General features: G+C 62.6%; 15 protein-coding genes and 3 tRNA genes. 7 read left to right on the top strand and 11 right to left on the bottom strand.

Annotated elements, in window-relative coordinates:
* The 4 genes from JM946_RS25995 to JM946_RS25980 all read right to left on the bottom strand — a co-directional run.
* A partial coding sequence (locus JM946_RS25995) for a GTP-binding protein (RefSeq protein ID WP_203170317.1) occupies positions 1 to 362 on the bottom strand: 362 nt, incomplete at its 3' end.
* An 81-nt stretch (positions 363 to 443) separates the two neighbouring features.
* Positions 444 to 519: transfer RNA gene (locus JM946_RS25990), tRNA-Thr, on the bottom strand.
* 66 nt (positions 520 to 585) lie between these two features.
* Positions 586 to 659: transfer RNA gene (locus JM946_RS25985), tRNA-Gly, on the bottom strand.
* A gap of 8 nt (positions 660 to 667) precedes the next feature.
* Positions 668 to 753: transfer RNA gene (locus JM946_RS25980), tRNA-Tyr, on the bottom strand.
* Positions 754 to 949: 196 nt separating this feature from the next.
* Between JM946_RS25980 and JM946_RS25975 the strand changes: the two genes are divergently transcribed.
* Complete coding sequence (locus JM946_RS25975) at positions 950 to 2,482, top strand: sensor domain-containing diguanylate cyclase (RefSeq protein WP_218043111.1); 1,533 nt, start codon at positions 950 to 952, stop codon at positions 2,480 to 2,482.
* A gap of 72 nt (positions 2,483 to 2,554) precedes the next feature.
* Here JM946_RS25975 and murI read toward each other — a convergent pair whose 3' ends face one another.
* Both murI and JM946_RS25965 read right to left on the bottom strand, forming a co-directional pair.
* Complete coding sequence (gene murI, locus JM946_RS25970) at positions 2,555 to 3,412, bottom strand: glutamate racemase (RefSeq protein WP_203170315.1); 858 nt, start codon at positions 3,410 to 3,412, stop codon at positions 2,555 to 2,557.
* Positions 3,413 to 3,441: 29 nt separating this feature from the next.
* Entirely contained in the window at positions 3,442 to 4,440 is a 999-nt protein-coding gene (locus JM946_RS25965) for a threonine ammonia-lyase (protein ID WP_203170314.1), read from the bottom strand.
* Between the two features lie 253 nt (positions 4,441 to 4,693).
* On the opposite strand from JM946_RS25965, the gene JM946_RS25960 reads away from it, so the two are divergent.
* A complete protein-coding gene (locus tag JM946_RS25960) occupies positions 4,694 to 4,864 on the top strand; it encodes a hypothetical protein (protein WP_218043109.1) in 171 nt (56 codons plus the stop codon).
* Positions 4,865 to 4,978: 114 nt separating this feature from the next.
* Here the strand turns inward: JM946_RS25960 and JM946_RS25955 are convergent, their stop codons facing one another.
* Positions 4,979 to 6,277, bottom strand: coding sequence for a spinster family MFS transporter (locus JM946_RS25955; protein ID WP_203170312.1), 1,299 nt, complete (start codon positions 6,275 to 6,277; stop codon positions 4,979 to 4,981).
* Positions 6,278 to 6,412: 135 nt separating this feature from the next.
* On the opposite strand from JM946_RS25955, the gene recQ reads away from it, so the two are divergent.
* Together recQ and JM946_RS25945 are read left to right on the top strand one after the other, a co-directional pair.
* On the top strand, positions 6,413 to 8,311 hold the full coding sequence (gene recQ / locus JM946_RS25950) for a DNA helicase RecQ (protein ID WP_322110981.1): 1,899 nt from the start codon (positions 6,413 to 6,415) through the stop codon (positions 8,309 to 8,311).
* Positions 8,312 to 8,407: 96 nt separating this feature from the next.
* On the top strand, positions 8,408 to 9,355 hold the full coding sequence (locus JM946_RS25945; RefSeq protein WP_203170311.1) for a 3-oxoacyl-ACP synthase III family protein: 948 nt from the start codon (positions 8,408 to 8,410) through the stop codon (positions 9,353 to 9,355).
* 19 nt (positions 9,356 to 9,374) lie between these two features.
* Here the strand turns inward: JM946_RS25945 and JM946_RS25940 are convergent, their stop codons facing one another.
* The gene (locus JM946_RS25940) at positions 9,375 to 10,313 is read right to left on the bottom strand and encodes a universal stress protein (RefSeq protein WP_203170309.1); all 939 of its coding nucleotides are present in this window, start codon (positions 10,311 to 10,313) and stop codon (positions 9,375 to 9,377) included.
* Between the two features lies 1 nt (position 10,314).
* The gene (locus JM946_RS25935) at positions 10,315 to 11,850 is read right to left on the bottom strand and encodes a hybrid sensor histidine kinase/response regulator (protein WP_203170308.1); all 1,536 of its coding nucleotides are present in this window, start codon (positions 11,848 to 11,850) and stop codon (positions 10,315 to 10,317) included.
* 133 nt (positions 11,851 to 11,983) lie between these two features.
* On the opposite strand from JM946_RS25935, the gene JM946_RS25930 reads away from it, so the two are divergent.
* The 3 genes from JM946_RS25930 to JM946_RS25920 all read left to right on the top strand — a co-directional run bounded on the left by JM946_RS25930 (position 11,984) and on the right by JM946_RS25920 (position 15,906).
* A complete protein-coding gene (locus JM946_RS25930) occupies positions 11,984 to 12,799 on the top strand; it encodes a sensor histidine kinase (protein ID WP_203170306.1) in 816 nt (271 codons plus the stop codon).
* Positions 12,800 to 12,813: 14 nt separating this feature from the next.
* Positions 12,814 to 13,461, top strand: a complete 648-nt coding sequence (locus tag JM946_RS25925) for a response regulator transcription factor (RefSeq protein ID WP_203170303.1) — start codon at positions 12,814 to 12,816, stop codon at positions 13,459 to 13,461.
* A gap of 63 nt (positions 13,462 to 13,524) precedes the next feature.
* Positions 13,525 to 15,906 (top strand): phosphoketolase family protein, encoded by a 2,382-nt coding sequence (locus JM946_RS25920; RefSeq protein ID WP_203170301.1) that lies wholly within the window; start codon positions 13,525 to 13,527, stop codon positions 15,904 to 15,906.
* Here JM946_RS25920 and JM946_RS25915 read toward each other — a convergent pair.
* The gene (locus JM946_RS25915) at positions 15,899 to 17,038 is read right to left on the bottom strand and encodes an NAD(P)/FAD-dependent oxidoreductase (protein ID WP_203170299.1); all 1,140 of its coding nucleotides are present in this window, start codon (positions 17,036 to 17,038) and stop codon (positions 15,899 to 15,901) included. The two genes, JM946_RS25920 and JM946_RS25915, sit on opposite strands and share 8 nt — an antisense overlap.
* The gene (locus tag JM946_RS25910) at positions 17,035 to 18,336 is read right to left on the bottom strand and encodes an SAM-dependent methyltransferase (RefSeq protein WP_203170297.1); all 1,302 of its coding nucleotides are present in this window, start codon (positions 18,334 to 18,336) and stop codon (positions 17,035 to 17,037) included. Before JM946_RS25910 ends, JM946_RS25915 begins: the two co-directional genes overlap by 4 nt.
* Positions 18,337 to 18,513: the final 177 nt, after the last annotated feature.

Genomic DNA, 18,513 nt, shown 5'->3' with positions numbered 1-18,513 from the left:
AGGATGTGCTCGCGCGTCTGCGGCATCGGGCCGTCAGCGGCCGAGCACACCAGAATCGCACCGTCCATCTGCGCCGCGCCCGTGATCATGTTCTTCACGTAGTCGGCATGGCCCGGGCAGTCCACGTGCGCGTAGTGACGCTCATCGGAGGTGTACTCCACGTGCGCCGTCGCAATCGTGATACCACGGGCGCGCTCTTCAGGCGCCTTGTCGATCTGGTCGTACGCCTTGAACTCGCCGCCGTGCTTCTCTGCCATCACCTTGGTCAGAGCGGCCGTCAACGTCGTCTTGCCATGGTCGACGTGACCGATGGTGCCCACGTTCACGTGCGGTTTGGTGCGTTCGAACTTCTCTTTGGCCACAGCGGCGTTCCTCTATCTAGAAGTCACTCGTTCGTATGGCAGACACAGCGCCAACAACAAAAAATCGGCCGCGGAATCGGCTGGAGCTCACGACCGGGATTGAACCGGTGACCTCGTCCTTACCAAGGACGTGCTCTACCAACTGAGCTACGTGAGCGACCCTTCGAAACCGTCTAACTCTATATATCTCTTACTGTCCGCCGACTCATCGCGGTGTGCGCAATGGAGCGGGTGATGGGAATCGAACCCACACCATCAGCTTGGAAGGCTGAGGTTCTACCATTGAACTACACCCGCTGAAGGAGTGGTGGAGGGGGTAGGATTCGAACCTACGAAGGCATAAGCCAGCAGATTTACAGTCTGCCCCCGTTGGCCGCTTGGGTACCCCTCCGCGGACATAAGAGCCGGGCATTCTCTTCGCCAACCTTTTGAGTGTCAACAGCAACTTGGCGTTGTTGAACCACCTTCAGGGTTTCGCTAGCAAAATTCCGGCTTAAGTCATCTGCGCCAGCGCCGATACAGGGCTCGAAGCCCCTGGCCGGGGCGCCTTCCGCGCTTTTTACGCCGCCCAAATCATAGACGATCGGATGCTGGCTATGCTGCCGCAGGACCTAGAACAACGCCTCAAGGCCCAGGTCGATTTTCCGAGTCCGCCGCAGGTCGCGACGGAGATCATCATGCTCGCGCGCGATCCGGAAATCGAAATGACCAAGGTGGCTGCCGCCGTGGGCCGCGATCCAGCCATGACGGCCAAGATCCTGCGCATCGCCAACTCCGCATTTTACGCACAGCGGCGCCCGAGCCAAAACCTGCGTCAGGCGCTGATCATCATCGGACTCAACGCAGCCCTCACCCTCGCGTTGAGTTTCTCACTCGTATCTTCAATGCGCGCGCTACGACCGACGGGCATTGACTACAGCCGCTTCTGGCGACGAGCGCTGCTCGCCGCCACCGCGGCACGCGCCTTTGGTGAAGCAGCGAAAACCGGCCACGGCGAGGACATTTTTCTAGCGGCGCTGCTGCAGGACATGGGCGTACTCGCCCTGGATCGCGCCGCGCGCGACTTCTATAGCCAGCTGCCGCCGAAAGCCACCCACGCGGATTGGGTCGCGTACGAAATCGCCAAGGTGGGTAGGGATCATTCCTTCTACACAAGCATGATGCTGCGGTCCTGGAACCTGCCGGAGCGGCTGTGCAAGCCGGTCGAGGCCAGCCATTCGCCGCAGATGTTCGCCGCCACCAGTGAGGAAGGTCAGTTCGCACGCTGCGTCGCACTAGGCAGTGACCTTGCCGAGGCTGTGTTGTCTTCTGAGCGCGCAAGCTCGGTTCCGGCCCTCGCGCAGCGAGCGCATCGCCTGCTGCACATGAGCCACGAGCAGTTCAATGAAGTGGTCGCGCGCATCCTCAGCCTGATCCCTGAAATCGAAGCGGTGTACGAGACCAGCATTCTCGAAGCCGATGACTCCGAGAATCTTCTTGCCGAGGCGCGTGAGCTCCTCGCAGTGAGAAACCTGCACGCCCTGCAGGAAGTGACCAACCTGCAGGCGACCACCAGCGTCCTGCTCACGCGCACCGAGGAAGCCGAAGATTCGAGCCGTCGCGACGCGCTCACTGGCGTGCTCAACCGCCCGTGGCTGGATCGCATACTGGATCGTGAGTTCACCCAGGCCGTGGTGTTCGGTCGCGATCTGAGCGTCGCGCACATCGACCTCGATCGCTTCAAGCTGGTCAACGAAAAGTTCGGCACTTCCGTCGGCGACAAGGTGTTGCACAGCTGCGCACAGGCGATTCAAGCAGTGGTCCGCGGCAGCGATCTCGTCGCCCGCTTCGGCGGTGAAGAATTCATCGTGGTGCTGCCGAGCACCGATCGCACCGTCGCACGGCAAGTGGCCCAACGCATTCTGGCTGCGCTCGCGGGCGCCGATCATGGAGCCGAGGAAGGCGGCATCCACATCACCGCATCCATCGGTGTTGCGACTTACACAACCAAACAACGCTTCCCGAGCACGCTCGCATTGCTCGAAGCGGCCGACCACGCGCTGTACGCAGCCAAGCTGTGCGGCCGCAATCGCGTGGAGTCCTACGACGAATTGCCGACCTCACGGCGCAGCGCACGTTAAAGCTCGGGATCGGGCACCTGCCATGCCCTCGTGCGAGCAGCAAAAGGCGAGACTTTTGCTGCTCTTCCGCCGCTACGGTGGCGGGGTACGTATCCGGGGTGGCGTCAAGCCGAGGTCAACGAGTTCGACCTGCGAAGCGTCGAACGATTCACCAAGGAAACGGCTGCCAACGCGCGCAAAGCGCTCCGGGCTGTCCGTTGCTTGCAGGATCGGGCGCAACGCCGGCCCGGCGTCACGTAACAAACCTCGATCCACCAGTTCCGCGTGCACCGCCCTCGCCGTCGTCTCCGCCGAATCGACGATGGTGATCGACGGCCCGATGACCGCGCGCAATGCGGACGCGAGCACTGGGAAATGAGTGCAGCCGAGCAACAACGTGTCGATCGACGGATCGTTACGAAACAGCTCGTCAACATAACGATGCGCGATGGCTTCGGCGATGGCGCCGTCCGTCCAGCCCTCCTCGGCCAGCGCCACGAACAACGAGCACGCTTGCGCCATCACTTGCGCCTTGGGCTCCAGTCGCGTGATTGCGCGCTGATACGCGCCGCCGCGCACCGTGCCCTCGGTCGCGAGCACGGCGATGTGGCCTGACTTCGACGCTGCGCAGCCGGCTATCGAGCCTGGCTCGATCACGCCGATGACCGGCATGGGCGCGAAACGTTCGCGCAGCGCCTCGACCGCAACCGACGACGCGGTGTTACAAGCAATCACCAGGTACTTGATGCCCTGATTCACCAGCGACTCGGCCGCCTGGATGGAATAGCGCAATACCGAGTCACTGCTCTTGGTGCCGTAAGGCAACCGCGCGGTGTCGCCTAGGTAAATGAACTGTTCCTGGGGCAGCCGCTCACGCAGTGCGCGGAGCACAGTCAGACCACCGACACCGGAGTCGAACACCCCGATGGGAAGCGCATTGGCGTTGATCATGAAGCGTCGCTGAGGATTGTGACTTGGACTTATTGCCGGGTTTGTTGCTGAGAGTCGTCAGCGATCAGCCGAGCATAAGTGACCGAATCGATGTTACTGCCACATACGATCAGGCCCACGCGCTTGCCGCGCAAACGTTCCTTCAGAGGGCCGAGCAAGGCCGCGGTCGCCGCCGCGCCCGCCGGTTCCACTGCCAGCTTGGCGTTACGAAGCAGAAAGCGCATGGCTGAACGCATCTCGGCGTCGGTGATGCGGACCAGGCCATCGACATTGCGCCGGCATAGTTCGAACGAGATGGGCAAGGCGTACGGCGCGCCCAAGCTGTCGGCAATCGTCGCGACTCGTTCGATGGAGCGTGGCTCGCCCGCCGCGAAACTACGATGCATTGTATCCGCGCCCTCGGGCTCCACGCCGAAAACCTCGCAACCGGGCGACAACAATTTGACCGCCGAGGCGATCCCCGCGCACAAACCTCCGCCGCCAATCGGTACGACGACGGCATCCAAGCCGGGAATCTGCTCACAAACTTCTAAACCGACAGTCGCCGTGCCCAGCGCCGTGGTCCGGCCTTCGAAAGGGTGGATGAGCGCTCGACCCTCTTGTTCCGCGAGGCGAGCGGCGAGCTCGAATCCGGCATGGGCGTTCTCGGCGAAAACCACTTCGGCGCCGAAGGAGCGACACAATTCGACCCGCAACGGATTGGCGGACCCGAACATTACGACTTTGGCGCTGATGCCCGCGGTGGCCGCGGCAAAAGCTACGGCCGCCGCATGGTTACCGGCACTTACTGCGGTAACGCCGCGCTTACGGGCGTCGTCGGAGAGAGCGAGCACATTCAGCAAGGCGCCGCGCGCCTTGAAGGTGCCGGTGCGTTGGAACAGCTCGAGCTTCAACCATGTTTGTGTTGTATCGCCAAGCAGCTGCTGCAGCTCTGGAGTTTGCAGTCGATGCACGGGCGTGCGCACGACGTCATCGCCCAGCCGACCGGCGGCCAGGCGTATTTCGTCGAGTGTGAGTGGCGACACCATGAGCTGTCGAAATTCCTTCACTAGCGGAACCACGTAGGGTACATGGGCGCGCTATCCGGTTGCGACATAAGACCTCGCGAACAGGCTTCGCAGGTTCGCGCGAGCGCGGCATAATGATCACGCATCGAAATTCGCGGAGTTGAGCATGGAGCGACGTCTCCATACACGTCACAGAGCGCGTACTGCCGTTTACGTTTCCGTCCCGGGACGTCCTGGCAAGCTATGCCGTGCGCGCAACTTGAGCGCGAACGGTGTGTTCATTGAAACCGAAAACCTCGGATTGAAAAAAGGCGCCACGGTGCATCTGGCGTTCGCCATCAATCTGGGCGTGGTCACCAAGATTCATCGTCGCACGGCCATCGTCGCCCATGTGTCCAAGGGCGGCACCGGCCTGATGATGGAAAGCCTGACAGGCACGCGCTGATAAAACGCGGGATCGGGCATCCTGCCAAGACCCGCGTGCGAGCTGAGCGAAAGGCGTGGTTTCGCTCGCTCGCCACCTGCGGTGGCGGGTACATCCATGTACCCGTTCGAAGTCTCATCTCGTTTGTGTTGTCATTGCACGCATATCAGCCGCGATGGTCTTCGCGGCTCCGAACAGCGATCCCGAGCACAACAACAGCAACGCTGGGATCACATACATCGCACTGTGCAAGCCGGACGCACGAAACACATCCGCCATCTCGGTTGCGCCGGCATCGATCATGGCCCGATGCGCAAAGTAGTCGCTGAGCGCCCCCATGATGGTCGAGCCGAAGCTCGCGCCAAGCACATACATGGCGAAGAAGTACAACGATACGGCCGTACCACGCAGATTGGGCGGAACGATGTCTTGAATCGCCGCGTACACGGTTGAGTAATAGGCAAACCACAGCGCGCCCGACACAGACATCAGCACAGTGAACATCACCACGCCGCCTTTGGGCTGTTGAACCGCCAGGAGTACACAAGGCGCCGCTAACAGCAGAGCCACCGCGCCTACCAGCACGCGCCCATTCGCCCGCGTGCGCAATCGATCGCCGAGCCAGCCCCCGAGCAACAAGCCAATCACGCCGGTGAGTCCCAACGACACCGCTGAGATGGTGTTTGCTTCCTTCAGTCCGAGTTCGTGGAATCGTTGCAGGAACGGCGTTTGAAACACGTTGACTGCGTACGTGAAAAAGTTGAACAGCAGACCGGACAACACGATCCACCACATGGTCTTGATTCGCAGCACGGCGCGATACGGTGATCCCGGCATTGCGAGCGATGTCCGCGCTTCCAGCGCGCCGCGCGGCGGCTCTTTGATGAACAGCGCCAGCGCCGCCAGTATCAAGCCTGGCACGCAGGCGACGAAGAATGCCGCACGCCATCCCCAGGCCTGACCGATGACACCGGAGAGCATGTACGCCCCGAACAGCCCAAACGGCAGGCCGAGCATGAAGACTGCCATGGCCCGCGCGCGCTTTTCGGGTGGGTACAGATCGCCAATGAGCGACTGACCGGCCGGCGCGCAGCTTGCTTCACCGATGCCGACACCAATGCGTGTAAGCAGGAAGGATGTGTAGTTCCACGCGAGACCCGACGCTGCGGTCAGCAAGCTCCAGAAGGTCACGCCAATGGCGATCAAGCGCGTGCGGAGCCAGCTGTCCGTGAGCCGCCCGAGCGGCACACCCACGCAGGCATACACCAGAGTGAACACCGTGGCGAGCAGGCCCAGCTGCGTGTCATTCAGCCCAAACTCCACGCGGATCGGCTCGCCCAGCGCGCCAGCGATCTGCCGATCGAAAAAATTCATCAGATTGACGCCGAACAGTACCGCGAGCGCGAACCGAGCGTTCCTCTGCTGTTCGGTCACGAAGTCCCCCTTGTTGTTTAGCGGAGTGGCCGCGTGAGGGTACCACTCGTACAGCGCACCGGGTGTTCAAAGAATTGTGCAAGCGGCTCGCCATGACGAGTCCCCAAGCGGGGATCGAGATGCGATGATGTGCGGGTGACAGCCTCTCCTCCCGACCCTCTGGCCAACGCCCTGACCCAGCCGACCCCTGACGATGTCGATCTGGCCGCCGCGTTGAAGAGCCGCTTCGGTTTCAGCTCGTTCCGTCCCGGCCAGGAAGCGGTCGTGCGCGACGCGCTGGCCGGTCGCGATCTGCTGGCCATCATGCCCACCGGCGGCGGCAAGTCGCTGTGCTTTCAATTGCCGGCGGTGCTGCAGCCGGGCATCACCCTGGTGATCTCGCCATTGATCGCGCTGATGCAGGATCAAGTGCGCCTGCTCCAGGACAACGGCATCGCCGCCACGTATATCAACTCGAGCCTAGAGCCGAACGAAGTCGGCGCGCGTCTGCGAGGCGCCGCGCAGGGCGAATACAAGCTGCTATACCTCGCGCCAGAACGTTTGTTGCAATCGGGATTCTTCGATGGCGTGTTGAAGCGTCTGGTCGCCGGCCGCGGCGTGAATGCGTTCGTGATCGACGAGGCGCATTGCGTCTCCGAATGGGGTCACGATTTCCGACCGGAATATCGGCAGCTCGCCGCGCTTCGGCATCGCCATCCGAACATTCCGGTGCTCGCGTTCACCGCCACGGCCACGCCGCGGGTTCGCGACGACATCATCAATCAGCTCGCCTTGCACGAGCCCGCCGTGCACGTCGCCAGCTTCAATCGACCGAACCTGTATTACGGCGTGCGGCCGAAAAACAAACGAACCTATGACGAGTTGCTGACGCGAGCGCGCGAGCAAAGCGCCGGCATCGTTTACTGTCTGTCCCGCAAGCGGGTCGACGAGCTCGCGTTGCAATTGCAATCCGACGGCGTCGCGGCCCTGCCCTATCACGCCGGGCTGGATGCCGAGCAACGTCGACGCAATCAGGAAGCTTTCATTCGGGACGACGCACGCGTGATCGTCGCGACCATCGCGTTCGGCATGGGCATCAACAAGCCCGATGTACGCTGGGTGATCCATTACGATCTGCCACGCACCCTGGAAAGCTACTATCAAGAGTCCGGACGCGCCGGACGCGACGGCGATCCCGCCGAATGCATTTTGTATTTCAGTGCGGCCGACATCCGCACCGCCGAGTTCCTGATCCAGCAAAAGGTCGACCCGGACACGGGCGAGCCGCTGGCCGACGAGCAACGTCTGGCGCGTCAACAACTCCGACAGGTACTCAACTACGCCGAGTCCACCGAATGCCGGCGGGGAATCCAGCTGCGTTACTTCGGCGAAGTGCTGAACGGTTCGTGCTGGAATTGCGACAACTGTCGCAGCCCACGCCAGCTTCAGGACCGCACCATCGAAGCACAACAGTTTCTATCGTGTATCGCGCGACTCGCCCAAAGACGCGAACGATTCGGCGCCGCCTACTTGATCGACATCCTGCGCGGCAGCCAGTCACAGCGCCTGATCGACAATGGACACGCGCAGCTGAGCGTCTACGGCATCGGCAAACACCACAGCATCGAGACCTGGCGCGGCGTGGCGCGCGCCCTGTTGCATCAGGGCCTGGTCCAGGAGACCCAGGATGGCTATCCGGTACTGTCGCTCAACGCGCTCAGCTGGGAGGTCCTGCGTGGTGAGCGCAAGGTGCAAATCGCCGATGCGCCACCCTCGGGCCGACGCAAATCCGAGACGCGGCCCGGCGCTGAGGACGTGCATGTGGCCGATCAGCCACTGTTCGACCGGCTGCGAGCCTTGCGCAAACGGCTGGCCGATCAGAGCGGCGTGCCGCCCTACGTCATCTTCCACGACGCCACCTTGCGCGAAATGGTGCGCCGGGCCCCTGCCAGCCTGGAAGAATTCGCCGCGATCCCGGGCGTGGGTCAGGCGAAACTGGCGCGTTACGGGCAGTTGTTCACCGACGAAATCCGCTCGGCCCGCGCGCCTGTATAATCCCGCGGCTGCACGAGCCGCCGGAGGCGTGGCTCGTCCGTTATCCCAGTTACCAGGGTCTTCGCACGGCCCGCTTTGACAGTCCAGAGACGACCGATGTTCATTCATGCCTCGGGTGAGTACCTGCCGGAAAGAGTCGTGGACAACGACTATTTCTCGCGGCTGACCGGCCGGCCCTCGCCGTGGTTCGAGCAGTTGACCGGCATCCGCCAGCGCCGCCGCGCCGGCGAAGGCGAGAACGCCAATACGATGGCGATCGCCGCCGTGAAGCACCTGTTGCGCACTGGCGATGCCAATCTCGAAGACGTCGACCTGATCATCGGCGCGTCCTACACGCCTTGGGACACGATCGGCACCATCGCGCATGTGCTGCAGCGGGAGTTCTCGCTGGCCGATGCGCGCGCGATGTATTTGTCGACGGCGTGTTCTTCTTTCATCGACGCCATCGACATGGCCTCGGCGTACTTCGCCTCGGGCCGCTCGCGCAAGGCGCTGGTGGTCGCGTCCGAACATAACAGCCTGTACTCGTCCGACGGCGATGAGAAATCCGGCCATTTGTGGGGCGACGGCGCGGCTGCACTGATTCTGGGCAACACGCCGGGCAAGCTGCAGCTGGAAGTGCTCGATACCCACACCGTGGGGCTGGCGGATCGCGGTAAGGGTCCGTTCGGCATCACCATGGTGCCGCGAGACGGCGGCCTGGTCATGCATCATGGCAAGGACATTTTCATGCACGCCTGCCGGGAGATGGCTGGCATGGCGCGTCTGCTATTGGAACGTAACAATCTGACGATGAGTGACGTCCGGCTGGTGATTCCGCACCAGGCCAACAAGCGCATCATCGACAGTGTCGCCAACGACCTCGGCCTGAGCCCGCAACGAGTGGCACTGACCATCGGCGAATTGGGCAACACCGGTTGCGCCAGCGTCGCGATCACTTTGCATCGCTTCGCCCACAAGCTTGAACCGGGCGAATACGCGCTGTTGATTGCGTTCGGCGGCGGCTACTCGGCGGCGGGCGCGTTGCTGAGACGCGCGAAGTAACAATTCTTGCGGCGCTCGCTCAGAGCGCCGCACTTCCCGCGAACTGCGCGGGTTTCACAATCAAGGCATCGCACGGCAAGCGTTCGAGCACATCCTCCGCCGTGCTACCGACAAAGATTCGTTTCAAGCCGCTGCGGGCGATCGCGCCCATCGTCAGCACGTCCGCGTGCACGCGGGCGGCGGTGATCGGCAGGACCTGCGCCGGCCCGCCCAACTCCAGATGAATGTTTTCCGGCGGAACGTGATATTCGCTCACCAAAGCTGCGATCTGCTTGCGGCGTCCCTGCTCCTCTCGCATCAGATCTTCCGGCGTCATCGCCGCCGCCATCGAAGGACCGGACATGGTGGCCGCGCCGACGATGGCGAGCGGCAAATAAACATGCGCCACATGGAGCTCGCCCTGCAGCCGCTGCGCTAACCGCGCCGCATGCTCGACGATCCGACGATCGAGCGTTTCGGGCTTGTCGTTGACATGACCAGGATCGACGGCCGCGACAATGCGCGGCGCAGATGCCCAAGGTCGGCTCTTGGTCAACAGCAGCGGCGCCGGGCAGCCGCGAATCAACTGCCAGTCGGTGTTGGTCAGAAAGGTTCGTTGCGCCAGCGAATGATGATGCGTGTCCTTCACCACCAGTTCTGCGTGCGTGTGGCGAGTGCGCTCGATCAGCCCGATGTGCAATGGCTCGGCACACTCGCATTCGGTTGTCACATCCAGCCCGCGCGTTCGAAGCGGCGCCGCTAGCGACTCCAGCATCGCCTTGAGGCTCACCGGCACTGGCGCGCCGGGGCGGATGCGCACATGTGACAGCAAGCGTGTTTCGCGCGCGGCCTTGGTGTCACAGACGAACAACTCCAACCGCGCGTTGAACTGCTCGGCGAGCAGAGCCGCCTTGGTGACGGCTGGATGCTCGCTGCCCGTAGGATCCACGATGACCAGTATCTGTTTGATATCGCGCATGTCAGTCCTGGGCTTGTTCCCGCGCCACCGACAGTTCGTCGATCGCATCGAGCAAGGCCACGGTATCCACGGGCTTGCTGAGGAATCGGCAGTTCGGAACCGAGGTGCGTACCGAGCGCAATACCGAGGGTAGATCGCCGCTGAGCACGACGCCCGGCACGTCGTAGCCCAACCGCTGGCGCAAACGCGTCAGCAGGTCCAGACCGGTATTGCGACTGTCCAGATGATAGTCCGCCACGATCACGTCGCCCGGCTGGCAGTTTGCAAACAAACTCTCCGCCTCGGCCGCCGAATGAGCGCTTTTGACCACGAAGCCTTCGAAACGCAGGAACAGCTCGGTGGCAAGTCGCACGCCATCGTTGTCTTCGACCAGCAGCACTCGCGCGCGTCGTGTGGTGCCTTCCACCGGCTCGACACTGCTCGCCGCGTCGTTGCCGGTCGGCACCGCGGCGAGAAATCGATGAGGAATGTTGACGGTGGCCTGAGTGCCTTGCCCGATGCGTGAGGCGATGCTCACGCTGAAGCCCAGCAGACGCGCGACCTCTTTCACGATCGCAAGCCCCAGCCCGACACCCATGCGCTTGGCGCCCTGGGTATCGACCTGGTAGTACTCATCGAAGATTCTATCCAACTTGTCGGAAGGGATACCGATGCCGGTGTCACTGATCGTGATGGCGAGCGCGGCGGCGTCGGCGACGCAGGTGACGGCGACTTCGCCGTGATCGGTATATTTCAAAGCGTTGCCGACCAGATTTTGCAGCAGCTGATAAAACAAGTTGCGATCGGTCGAGACGATCAAAGCCGCAGGCTCGATGCGCAGAGTGATGCCGCGAGCCTGCGCTATCGACTCGAATTCGGTGATCAGCTGATGAAACAATTCCAGCAGCGGCACGTTGGTGACCTGCGGCTCGATGGCGCCCGACTCCAGGCGGCTGATGTCCAGCAAGGCATTGAGCATGCGAGTCATGCCTTCAATGGCCCGCTCCTGCTGTTGCAACAGCTCGCGCAGGTCGGGTGGCGACACCTTGAGCATGGCCGCATTCAACAAACGAATGGTCTGAATGGGCTGCCGCAGGTCGTGGCTGGCCGTGGCCAGAAAGCGGCTCTTGGCTCGATTCGCACGATCTGCATCTTCACGCGCGGCGATCAACGCCTCATTGATCTGCTGACGTTCGGTGTTGTCGCGAATGGCCGCGGCCACGAACAGCGCGCCGCCGATCTCGAACGGCGCGAGCCGGATGCCGGCCGCGAACTCGCTGCCATCGGCCCGTCGCGCGAACAAGTCGGCGATACGCGCGCCCATCTCACGATTGCCTGGTTTGTTCAGGAAGGCCGTGAGATGACTGACGTGCTTGCCGCGCAACCGCTCTGGAATCAGCGTGTCGAGCGGTTTGTCCTGGAGCTGCTCCGGGGCGTAGCCGAACAGCTGGGTCACCGTCTGGTTGGCGAACCGGATACGGCCGCTGGCGTCGACCACGATGAGCGCGTCGGGGGAGAAACGCAGCAGGTGCTGCGTGATGTCGCTGAGCAGGTCCATCGTCGGCAAATTATGCCGCTTTTGGCCGCGGCACGATATCGATGGCATCTACGGGACGGGCGTAGTGACTTCCGTGGAAGTCGCGGGTGTCCGGCGCAGGGGGTTGCGGCACTCTGCCCTGCATATGAAACTGATGGAATGGCAACCGCGCTCCAGCCTCATCGCTATGTCGTCGGCCGACAGTTCCAGCACGGGCGCTGAAACCGGGCCGCAGCCGGCTTCCGACGCGGCGACCTCGCGATTGCTGGAACAGCTGATGCAGATCGCGCGCACTTCAGCGCTCGAAGAGATGGCGAGCGGCTTCGCCCATGAATTGAATCAGCCCATCGGCGCCATCGCCACCTTCGCGCAGGCCGCCGAACGCATGTTGTCCCGGCCCGAACCCATGACCGCTCAGGCGGTGGAGGTTCTGCGTCACATCAGCAACGAGGCGCTCAACGCCGGTCAGGGCATCCGGCGCATTCGTAAGCTGTTCAACGATACGTCCGTGGCGCGCAGCCCCTGCGCCATGACCGACGTTCTCGCCGAATTGATGCCGGTACTGGAACTGCTGGCGAGCCGCGCCGGCGTGCAACTTGAAGTTGCAGTCGAAGCGTCGTTGCCGCCGGTATCTGTGGATCGGCTGCGAATCCAGCACGTGCTTTTCACGCTGGTGCAGAATTCGCTCGAAGTGCACCGTCCGGAACAGCGGCCGGCGCGCGTCCGTGTAGAAGTGACCGGCGATCGCTACGCGGTGACCACGACCGTGATCGACAATGGCGTGGGCCTGACGACCGAGGCGCGCGCTCATTTGTTTCGGCCGTTTTTCACTACCAAGGATCAAGGCACGGGCTTGGGCCTCGCCTCCAGCCGCGCTATCGTCGAGGCGCACGAGGGCGCCATCGGATTCGATGACGTTGCCGACGGCGGCGCCAGATTCTGGTTCAGGTTGCCCGCCGCGCCCCAATAATCCGCAAGACAACAATGAGCACGCTCAAAACCACCCAGCGCAGGAAGCCGACCATCTACATCGTCGACGACGACGACGGCATGCGTCGCGCCCTGAGCGTGCTGATGTCGACCGTGGGTTACAACGCCGTCACCTTCGAGCGCCCCGCCGAATTCCTGCAGAAGCTCGATCCCAATCAGCCCGGTTGCCTGGTGCTGGACGTGCGCATGCCGGAAATGAGCGGCCTCGAAGTGCAGCAACAGTTGAATCGCAGCGGCTCCATGCTGCCGGTGATCCTCATCACCGGTCACGGCGACATCCCCATGGCGGTGCAGGCGATGAAGGACGGCGCGTTCGATTTCCTGCAGAAGCCGTTCCGAGATCAGGACCTACTCGATCGCATCAACGGGGCGCTGAAACAAGATGCGGAGAATCGCGAGACCGTGGAGCGGCATGCCGATCTCAAGCGGCGCAGCGAATCGCTCACGCCGCGCGAGCGCGAAGTGATGGCGCTGGTGGTGGACGGCCGCGCCAACAAAGTCATCGCCATCGATCTGGGTTTGAGCGAACGCACCGTCGAAATCCATCGCGCCAACGTCATGGAGAAAATGCAGGCGCGCTCGGTGGCGCACCTGGTGAAGATGCATCTCACCTTGAATGGCGAAACTCTGGGCAGTAGTTAGCTGTTGGCGTTTGGGGGTTGGAACGCGGCAGCCCGCTTCCAACGCAACGATTTCGAGGTGACCATGTCAGAGAAGCGCGACGATCCCACCCTCGGCCAAGACTATCTGACCCGGCTCGACGCATACTGGCGCGCGGCCAATTATCTCTCGGTCGGTCAGATCTATCTGATGGACAACCCGCTGCTCGAGCAGCCGCTGCAGTTGTCGCACGTCAAGCCGCGCCTGCTGGGCCACTGGGGCACCACACCCGGCCTGAACTTCATCTATGCGCATTTGAATCGGGTCATTTGCAAGTACGACCTGAACATGTTGTACGTAGCCGGGCCCGGCCACGGCGGGCCGGCGCTGGTGGCCAACGTTTATCTGGAAGGCACTTACAGCGAGTACTACCCGAATATCTCCGAAGACAAGATCGGGCTGCGGCGCTTGTTCAAGCAGTTTTCGTTTCCGGGCGGCATTCCCAGTCACGTCGCACCGGAAACGCCCGGCTCCATTCATGAAGGCGGCGAGCTGGGCTATGCGTTGTCGCATGCCACCGGCGCCGTGTTCGACAACCCCGACCTGATCGTCGCGTGTGTGATCGGCGATGGCGAGGCCGAGACCGGCCCACTCGCCACCAGCTGGCATTCGAACAAATTTCTGAATCCGGTGCGCGATGGCGCCGTGCTGCCCATCCTGCATCTGAATGGTTACAAGATCGCCGGTCCGACCGTGTTTGCGCGCATACCTCGCGAAGAGCTCACGCAACTCATGCAGGGCTACGGTTACGAACCCTATTTCGTCGACGAAGCGCAGAGCGTCGCGGCCACTCATCTGGCCATGGCCAAGACCCTGGATCGCATGATCGAACGCATCCGGCAGATCCAGGCCGACGCGCGCAGTCAGGGATTCCGCCAGCGACCGCGCTGGCCCATGTTGGTATTGCGCACCCCCAAAGGCTGGACCGGGCCGGAGGAAGTGGACGGCGTGCCGGTGGAGAACAGCTGGCGCTCGCATCAAGTGCCGCTGGCGAAGCTCGCCGAGAAGAACGACCACTTGAAGCAGCTCGAGACCTGGATGCGCAGCTACAAGCCGGAGGAGTTGTTTACTTCCGAGGGCAAGTTGCGGCCGGAGCTACGCGAGCTGGCGCCGGTCGGCAAACGCCGGATGGGCGACAACCCGCACGCCAACGGCGGCGTGCTGCTACGAGATCTGCGCATGCCGGACTTTCGCGAGTACGCGATCGAGCTGCCGGCGCCCGGTTCCCGCGTTGCCGAGGCCACGCGCGTGCAAGGCAAGTTCCTGTGCGACGTGATGAAGATGAACCTGGGCACAGCGAACTTCCGCCTGTTCGCGCCGGACGAGTTCACCTCCAATCGCTGGGACGAAGTGCTCAAAGTCACCTCTCGCATGTCGGTCGCGGAGATCGAATCGACCGATACAGCGGTCGCGCCCGACGGACGGGTGATGGAAGTGCTGAGCGAGCATCAATGCCAGGGTTGGCTGGAAGGTTACCTGCTGACCGGCCGCCATGGATTCTTCAGTTGCTACGAAGCCTTTATCCACATCGTGGACTCGATGTTCAACCAGCACGCCAAGTGGCTCAAGACCTGCAATCACATTCCGTGGCGCCGCCCCATCGCCTCGCTGAATTACTTATTGACCTCGCACGTCTGGAGGCAGGATCACAACGGCTTCAGCCATCAGGATCCAGGCTTCATCGATCATGTCGTGAACAAGAAACCGGAAATCGTGCGCGTGTACCTGCCGCCCGACGCCAACACGCTGCTGAGCGTGACCGACCATTGCCTGCGCAGTCGCAATTACGTGAACGTCGTGGTGGCCGGCAAACAGCCGCAGCATCAATGGCTGTCGATGGACGCCGCCATCAAACATTGCAGCGCCGGCGCCAGCATCTGGACCTGGGCGAGCAACGATCAGGACGGCGCGCCCGACATCGTCATGGCGTGCGCCGGCGATGTGCCGACCTTGGAAACATTGGCGGCGGTGTCACTGCTGCGCGAATGGCTGCCATCGCTCAAGATCAGAGTCGTGAATGTGGTCAACCTCATGACCCTGCAACCCGAGAGCGAACATCCGCACGGCATGAGCGACAAAGAGTTCGACGCCATGTTCACCACGGACAGGCCCATCGTGTTCGCTTTCCACGGCTATCCCTGGCTGATTCATCGCCTCACCTATCGCCGCAAGGGTCACGACAACCTGCATGTGCGGGGCTACAAGGAAGAAGGCACCACCACCACGCCCTTCGACATGACCGTGCTGAACGACCTCGATCGCTTCCACCTGGCCGAGGCTGCGATCGATCTGGTCCCCAGCCTGGGCGCGCAGGCCGGCCACCTGCGCCAGCGTCTGCGCGACAAGCTCATCGAGCATCGCGAGTACGTGCGCCGACACGGCGAGGATATGCCGGAGGTTCGGGACTGGATCTGGACGGTTAAGTAGCCGACCGTGACAGATTCAGCGCGGGCAGTTGCGAGTGGAGGAACCAGCGGTCGAGGATGACATTGCGGGCGAACCATTGGGTTCGCATCAGGGCGCGGGCAAGGGCCAGGCGCAGCTTGGCGGGCAGAACGGACAATGCAGGCGCTTCGCCGCGCTCGCCGAAGCGAGCCCGCAGAGCCGTCTCATATTGAACCAAACGTTCGCGCCTGTAATCGCCACTCGCGGCCAGCACGTTGGTGGCGGCCATCAAACCCGACTCGATCGCAGGCCGGATACCCTCGCCGCTTTGCGTATAAGCCAACCCGGCGGCGTCGCCGATGATCATGATGCCGTCGCCGATCACGGGCCGATTGCCGTGGGCATATAACAAGTAAGCGTGACCTTTGAATTTGCCAGGCAGGTCGGGCGGAATCCGCCCCTGCGCGGCCAGCGATCGAGCAAATGTTTGTACATGCTCGGCGAGCCGGTGATTGCCTTCGCGACCCAGGCCGACGTTCAAGTAATTGCCCTTTCGGAAGCACCAGCCGTAACCCTTGAGATCTTCGCAGAAGTAGAGCTCCGGCCGGACGCCCGTGACCGCACATTGCGCCGCCTGCGAGTCAGTCATTTCGAACTCGATTTCCTGCGCGCTGATCGCGCGTTCTTCCTTGCCCAGGTGCGCCCCGAGATGTCGCGCGACCGGACAGAAGTGACCGCCAGCGCCGATGACCAGCGCCGCGGACACCTCGCCATTGACCAGCCAGCGCCCGCCCTGCCATTCCATCGATTTCCACGCTTCGCCCAATCGCAGCCGGGCGCCGCTACGCTCGAGCAGGTAGTGGTCGAACTCGCAGCGTCGAATGCCGTAGCTCACCACCTTTTGATAACTCACTTCGGCATTGGCCTGCTCGCCCATGCCCGTGATGAATGAATCGATGGGTTGCAACACGCGCCCGCGCGCGTAGTCCCCCAAATCGAGGGACAGCTCCTGCACCACTTGCGGCGTGATCCAGCCCGCGCACACTTTGTCGCGTGGGAACACGGCTTTGTCCATGATCAGCACATCCAGCCCGGCCTGTTTCAAGGCGCGAGCGCACGTGGAGCCAGCCGGCCCGCCGCCGACGATCAATACATCACAGCTGTCGGCGCTCATGATCGGTACAGGTGCTGCCGCGTCATCGGCACGTTGTTACTCGTTCCAGGCGCGAACACCACCTGGAACAGTTGCATCTCGCCGGTAACGAACGCCGCTCGCGAGCCCGCCAGATATAGCCGCCACATCCGTACGAAATTCTCGTCGAACATGCGCGCCACCTGATCGCGCGACTGCTCGTACAGCCGCCACCACCAGTCCAGGGTCTTGGCGTAATGCAGGCGCAGATTCTCCACATCGAGCACCGAGAAGCCGGACTCTTCGAAGATATCCATCATCTGCTTCAGCGAGGGCGGATTGGCGCCCGGGAAAATGCGCCGATCGATCCAGCGATGCATGGGCTTCCAGCGATTGCGGCCGATGGTATGGATCAGGCCCAGCCCCGTGGGCTTCAAACATCGGCGAATCAGCTCGCCCAACGCCGGATAGTTCTCCACTCCCACGTGCTCGAGCATGCCGACCGACACGAACGCGTCGTACGAGCCGCGGATGTTCCGATAGTCGTCTTCGACGAATTCCACGTGGCGATCCAGCCCGTCGGCCTTGGCTCGCTCGCGCGCATATGCAATCTGTTCGCGAGAGATATTGAACGCCGTGACTTTCACGCCATGGTGACGCGCCATGTACAGCGCCAGCCCACCCCAGCCACAGCCGGCGTCCACGACGTGCTGCCCGGGCCGCAATTGCACTTTGCGGCAGACATGCTCGAACTTGGCGAGCTGCGCCTCGTCGAGGGTGGTTTCGGGCGTCGGAAAGTAAGCGCAGGTGTACGCCATGGTGGAGCCCAGCCATAGCGAATAAAACTCGTTGCCGATGTCGTAGTGGTGATGAATGTTTTCGCGCGAGCCATGCAGCGTGTTGGATGGGCGCCGATGCAGCCACTGGCCCAGCCGTCGCAGCGCCCAAATCGAATTGCGCCCCGGGCGAGCCGCGCCCTGATACAACACCTCGATGAGCCGTCCGAGGTCGCCTTCCACCTGGATCTTGCCGACGCTGTACAGCTCGCCGAACTGCACATCCGGATCCCGGCACAGCTGTATCAACGTGGCTCGATCCGGAACGTGCAGCGTGGCGACCGGGTCTTCGCTACCTGCTTGCACGCGCTCGCCGTTCCAGAGCGCAAACTGAACCGGCGGATCGCCGAATGCATGCAGCAATGCGCGCAGCAGGCGCCCTTCGAAGGAGTGGGGTCCGGCAGCCGGTGCAGTCGCGCTGGAAGATTCCTGCCGCACGGAGCCGGGTGGCGCGTCTCTCGCCACACGAAACGTCGTCATAGGCCGCTGTTCAGAGGTCTGCATTGTTGTCTCCGCCCCCCGCTGGCAGTCGCCAACCGACATAGTTGGGATTTTTTCAGTTCGATGCAAGAGTCGGCCGGACCTTCCGCCGGACCTGCCCCGGTCCGAGTGCGAGCTATCGGCAAGGATTACAGCGTGTCGCCATCCCCGGACTACCCCGCAGGCGCTGCGTGGAGCTCC

It is taken from the genome of Steroidobacter gossypii (assembly GCF_016801985.1).
Classification (GTDB): domain Bacteria; phylum Pseudomonadota; class Gammaproteobacteria; order Steroidobacterales; family Steroidobacteraceae; genus Steroidobacter; species Steroidobacter gossypii.
Note: the sequence above shows the minus strand (reverse complement) of the source record. Positions and strands in the feature narration are given on the sequence as shown.

Coding starts and splice junctions, on each gene's coding strand:
- JM946_RS25975 (WP_218043111.1), top strand. CDS start 950: ATGCTGGCTATGCTGCCGCAGGACCTAGAACAACGCCTCAAGGCCCAG.
- murI (WP_203170315.1), bottom strand. CDS start 3,412: ATGATCAACGCCAATGCGCTTCCCATCGGGGTGTTCGACTCCGGTGTC.
- JM946_RS25965 (WP_203170314.1), bottom strand. CDS start 4,440: ATGGTGTCGCCACTCACACTCGACGAAATACGCCTGGCCGCCGGTCGG.
- JM946_RS25945 (WP_203170311.1), top strand. CDS start 8,408: ATGTTCATTCATGCCTCGGGTGAGTACCTGCCGGAAAGAGTCGTGGAC.
- JM946_RS25940 (WP_203170309.1), bottom strand. CDS start 10,313: ATGCGCGATATCAAACAGATACTGGTCATCGTGGATCCTACGGGCAGC.
- JM946_RS25935 (WP_203170308.1), bottom strand. CDS start 11,850: ATGGACCTGCTCAGCGACATCACGCAGCACCTGCTGCGTTTCTCCCCC.
- JM946_RS25930 (WP_203170306.1), top strand. CDS start 11,984: ATGGAATGGCAACCGCGCTCCAGCCTCATCGCTATGTCGTCGGCCGAC.
- JM946_RS25925 (WP_203170303.1), top strand. CDS start 12,814: ATGAGCACGCTCAAAACCACCCAGCGCAGGAAGCCGACCATCTACATC.
- JM946_RS25920 (WP_203170301.1), top strand. CDS start 13,525: ATGTCAGAGAAGCGCGACGATCCCACCCTCGGCCAAGACTATCTGACC.
- JM946_RS25915 (WP_203170299.1), bottom strand. CDS start 17,038: ATGAGCGCCGACAGCTGTGATGTATTGATCGTCGGCGGCGGGCCGGCT.
- JM946_RS25910 (WP_203170297.1), bottom strand. CDS start 18,336: ATGCAGACCTCTGAACAGCGGCCTATGACGACGTTTCGTGTGGCGAGA.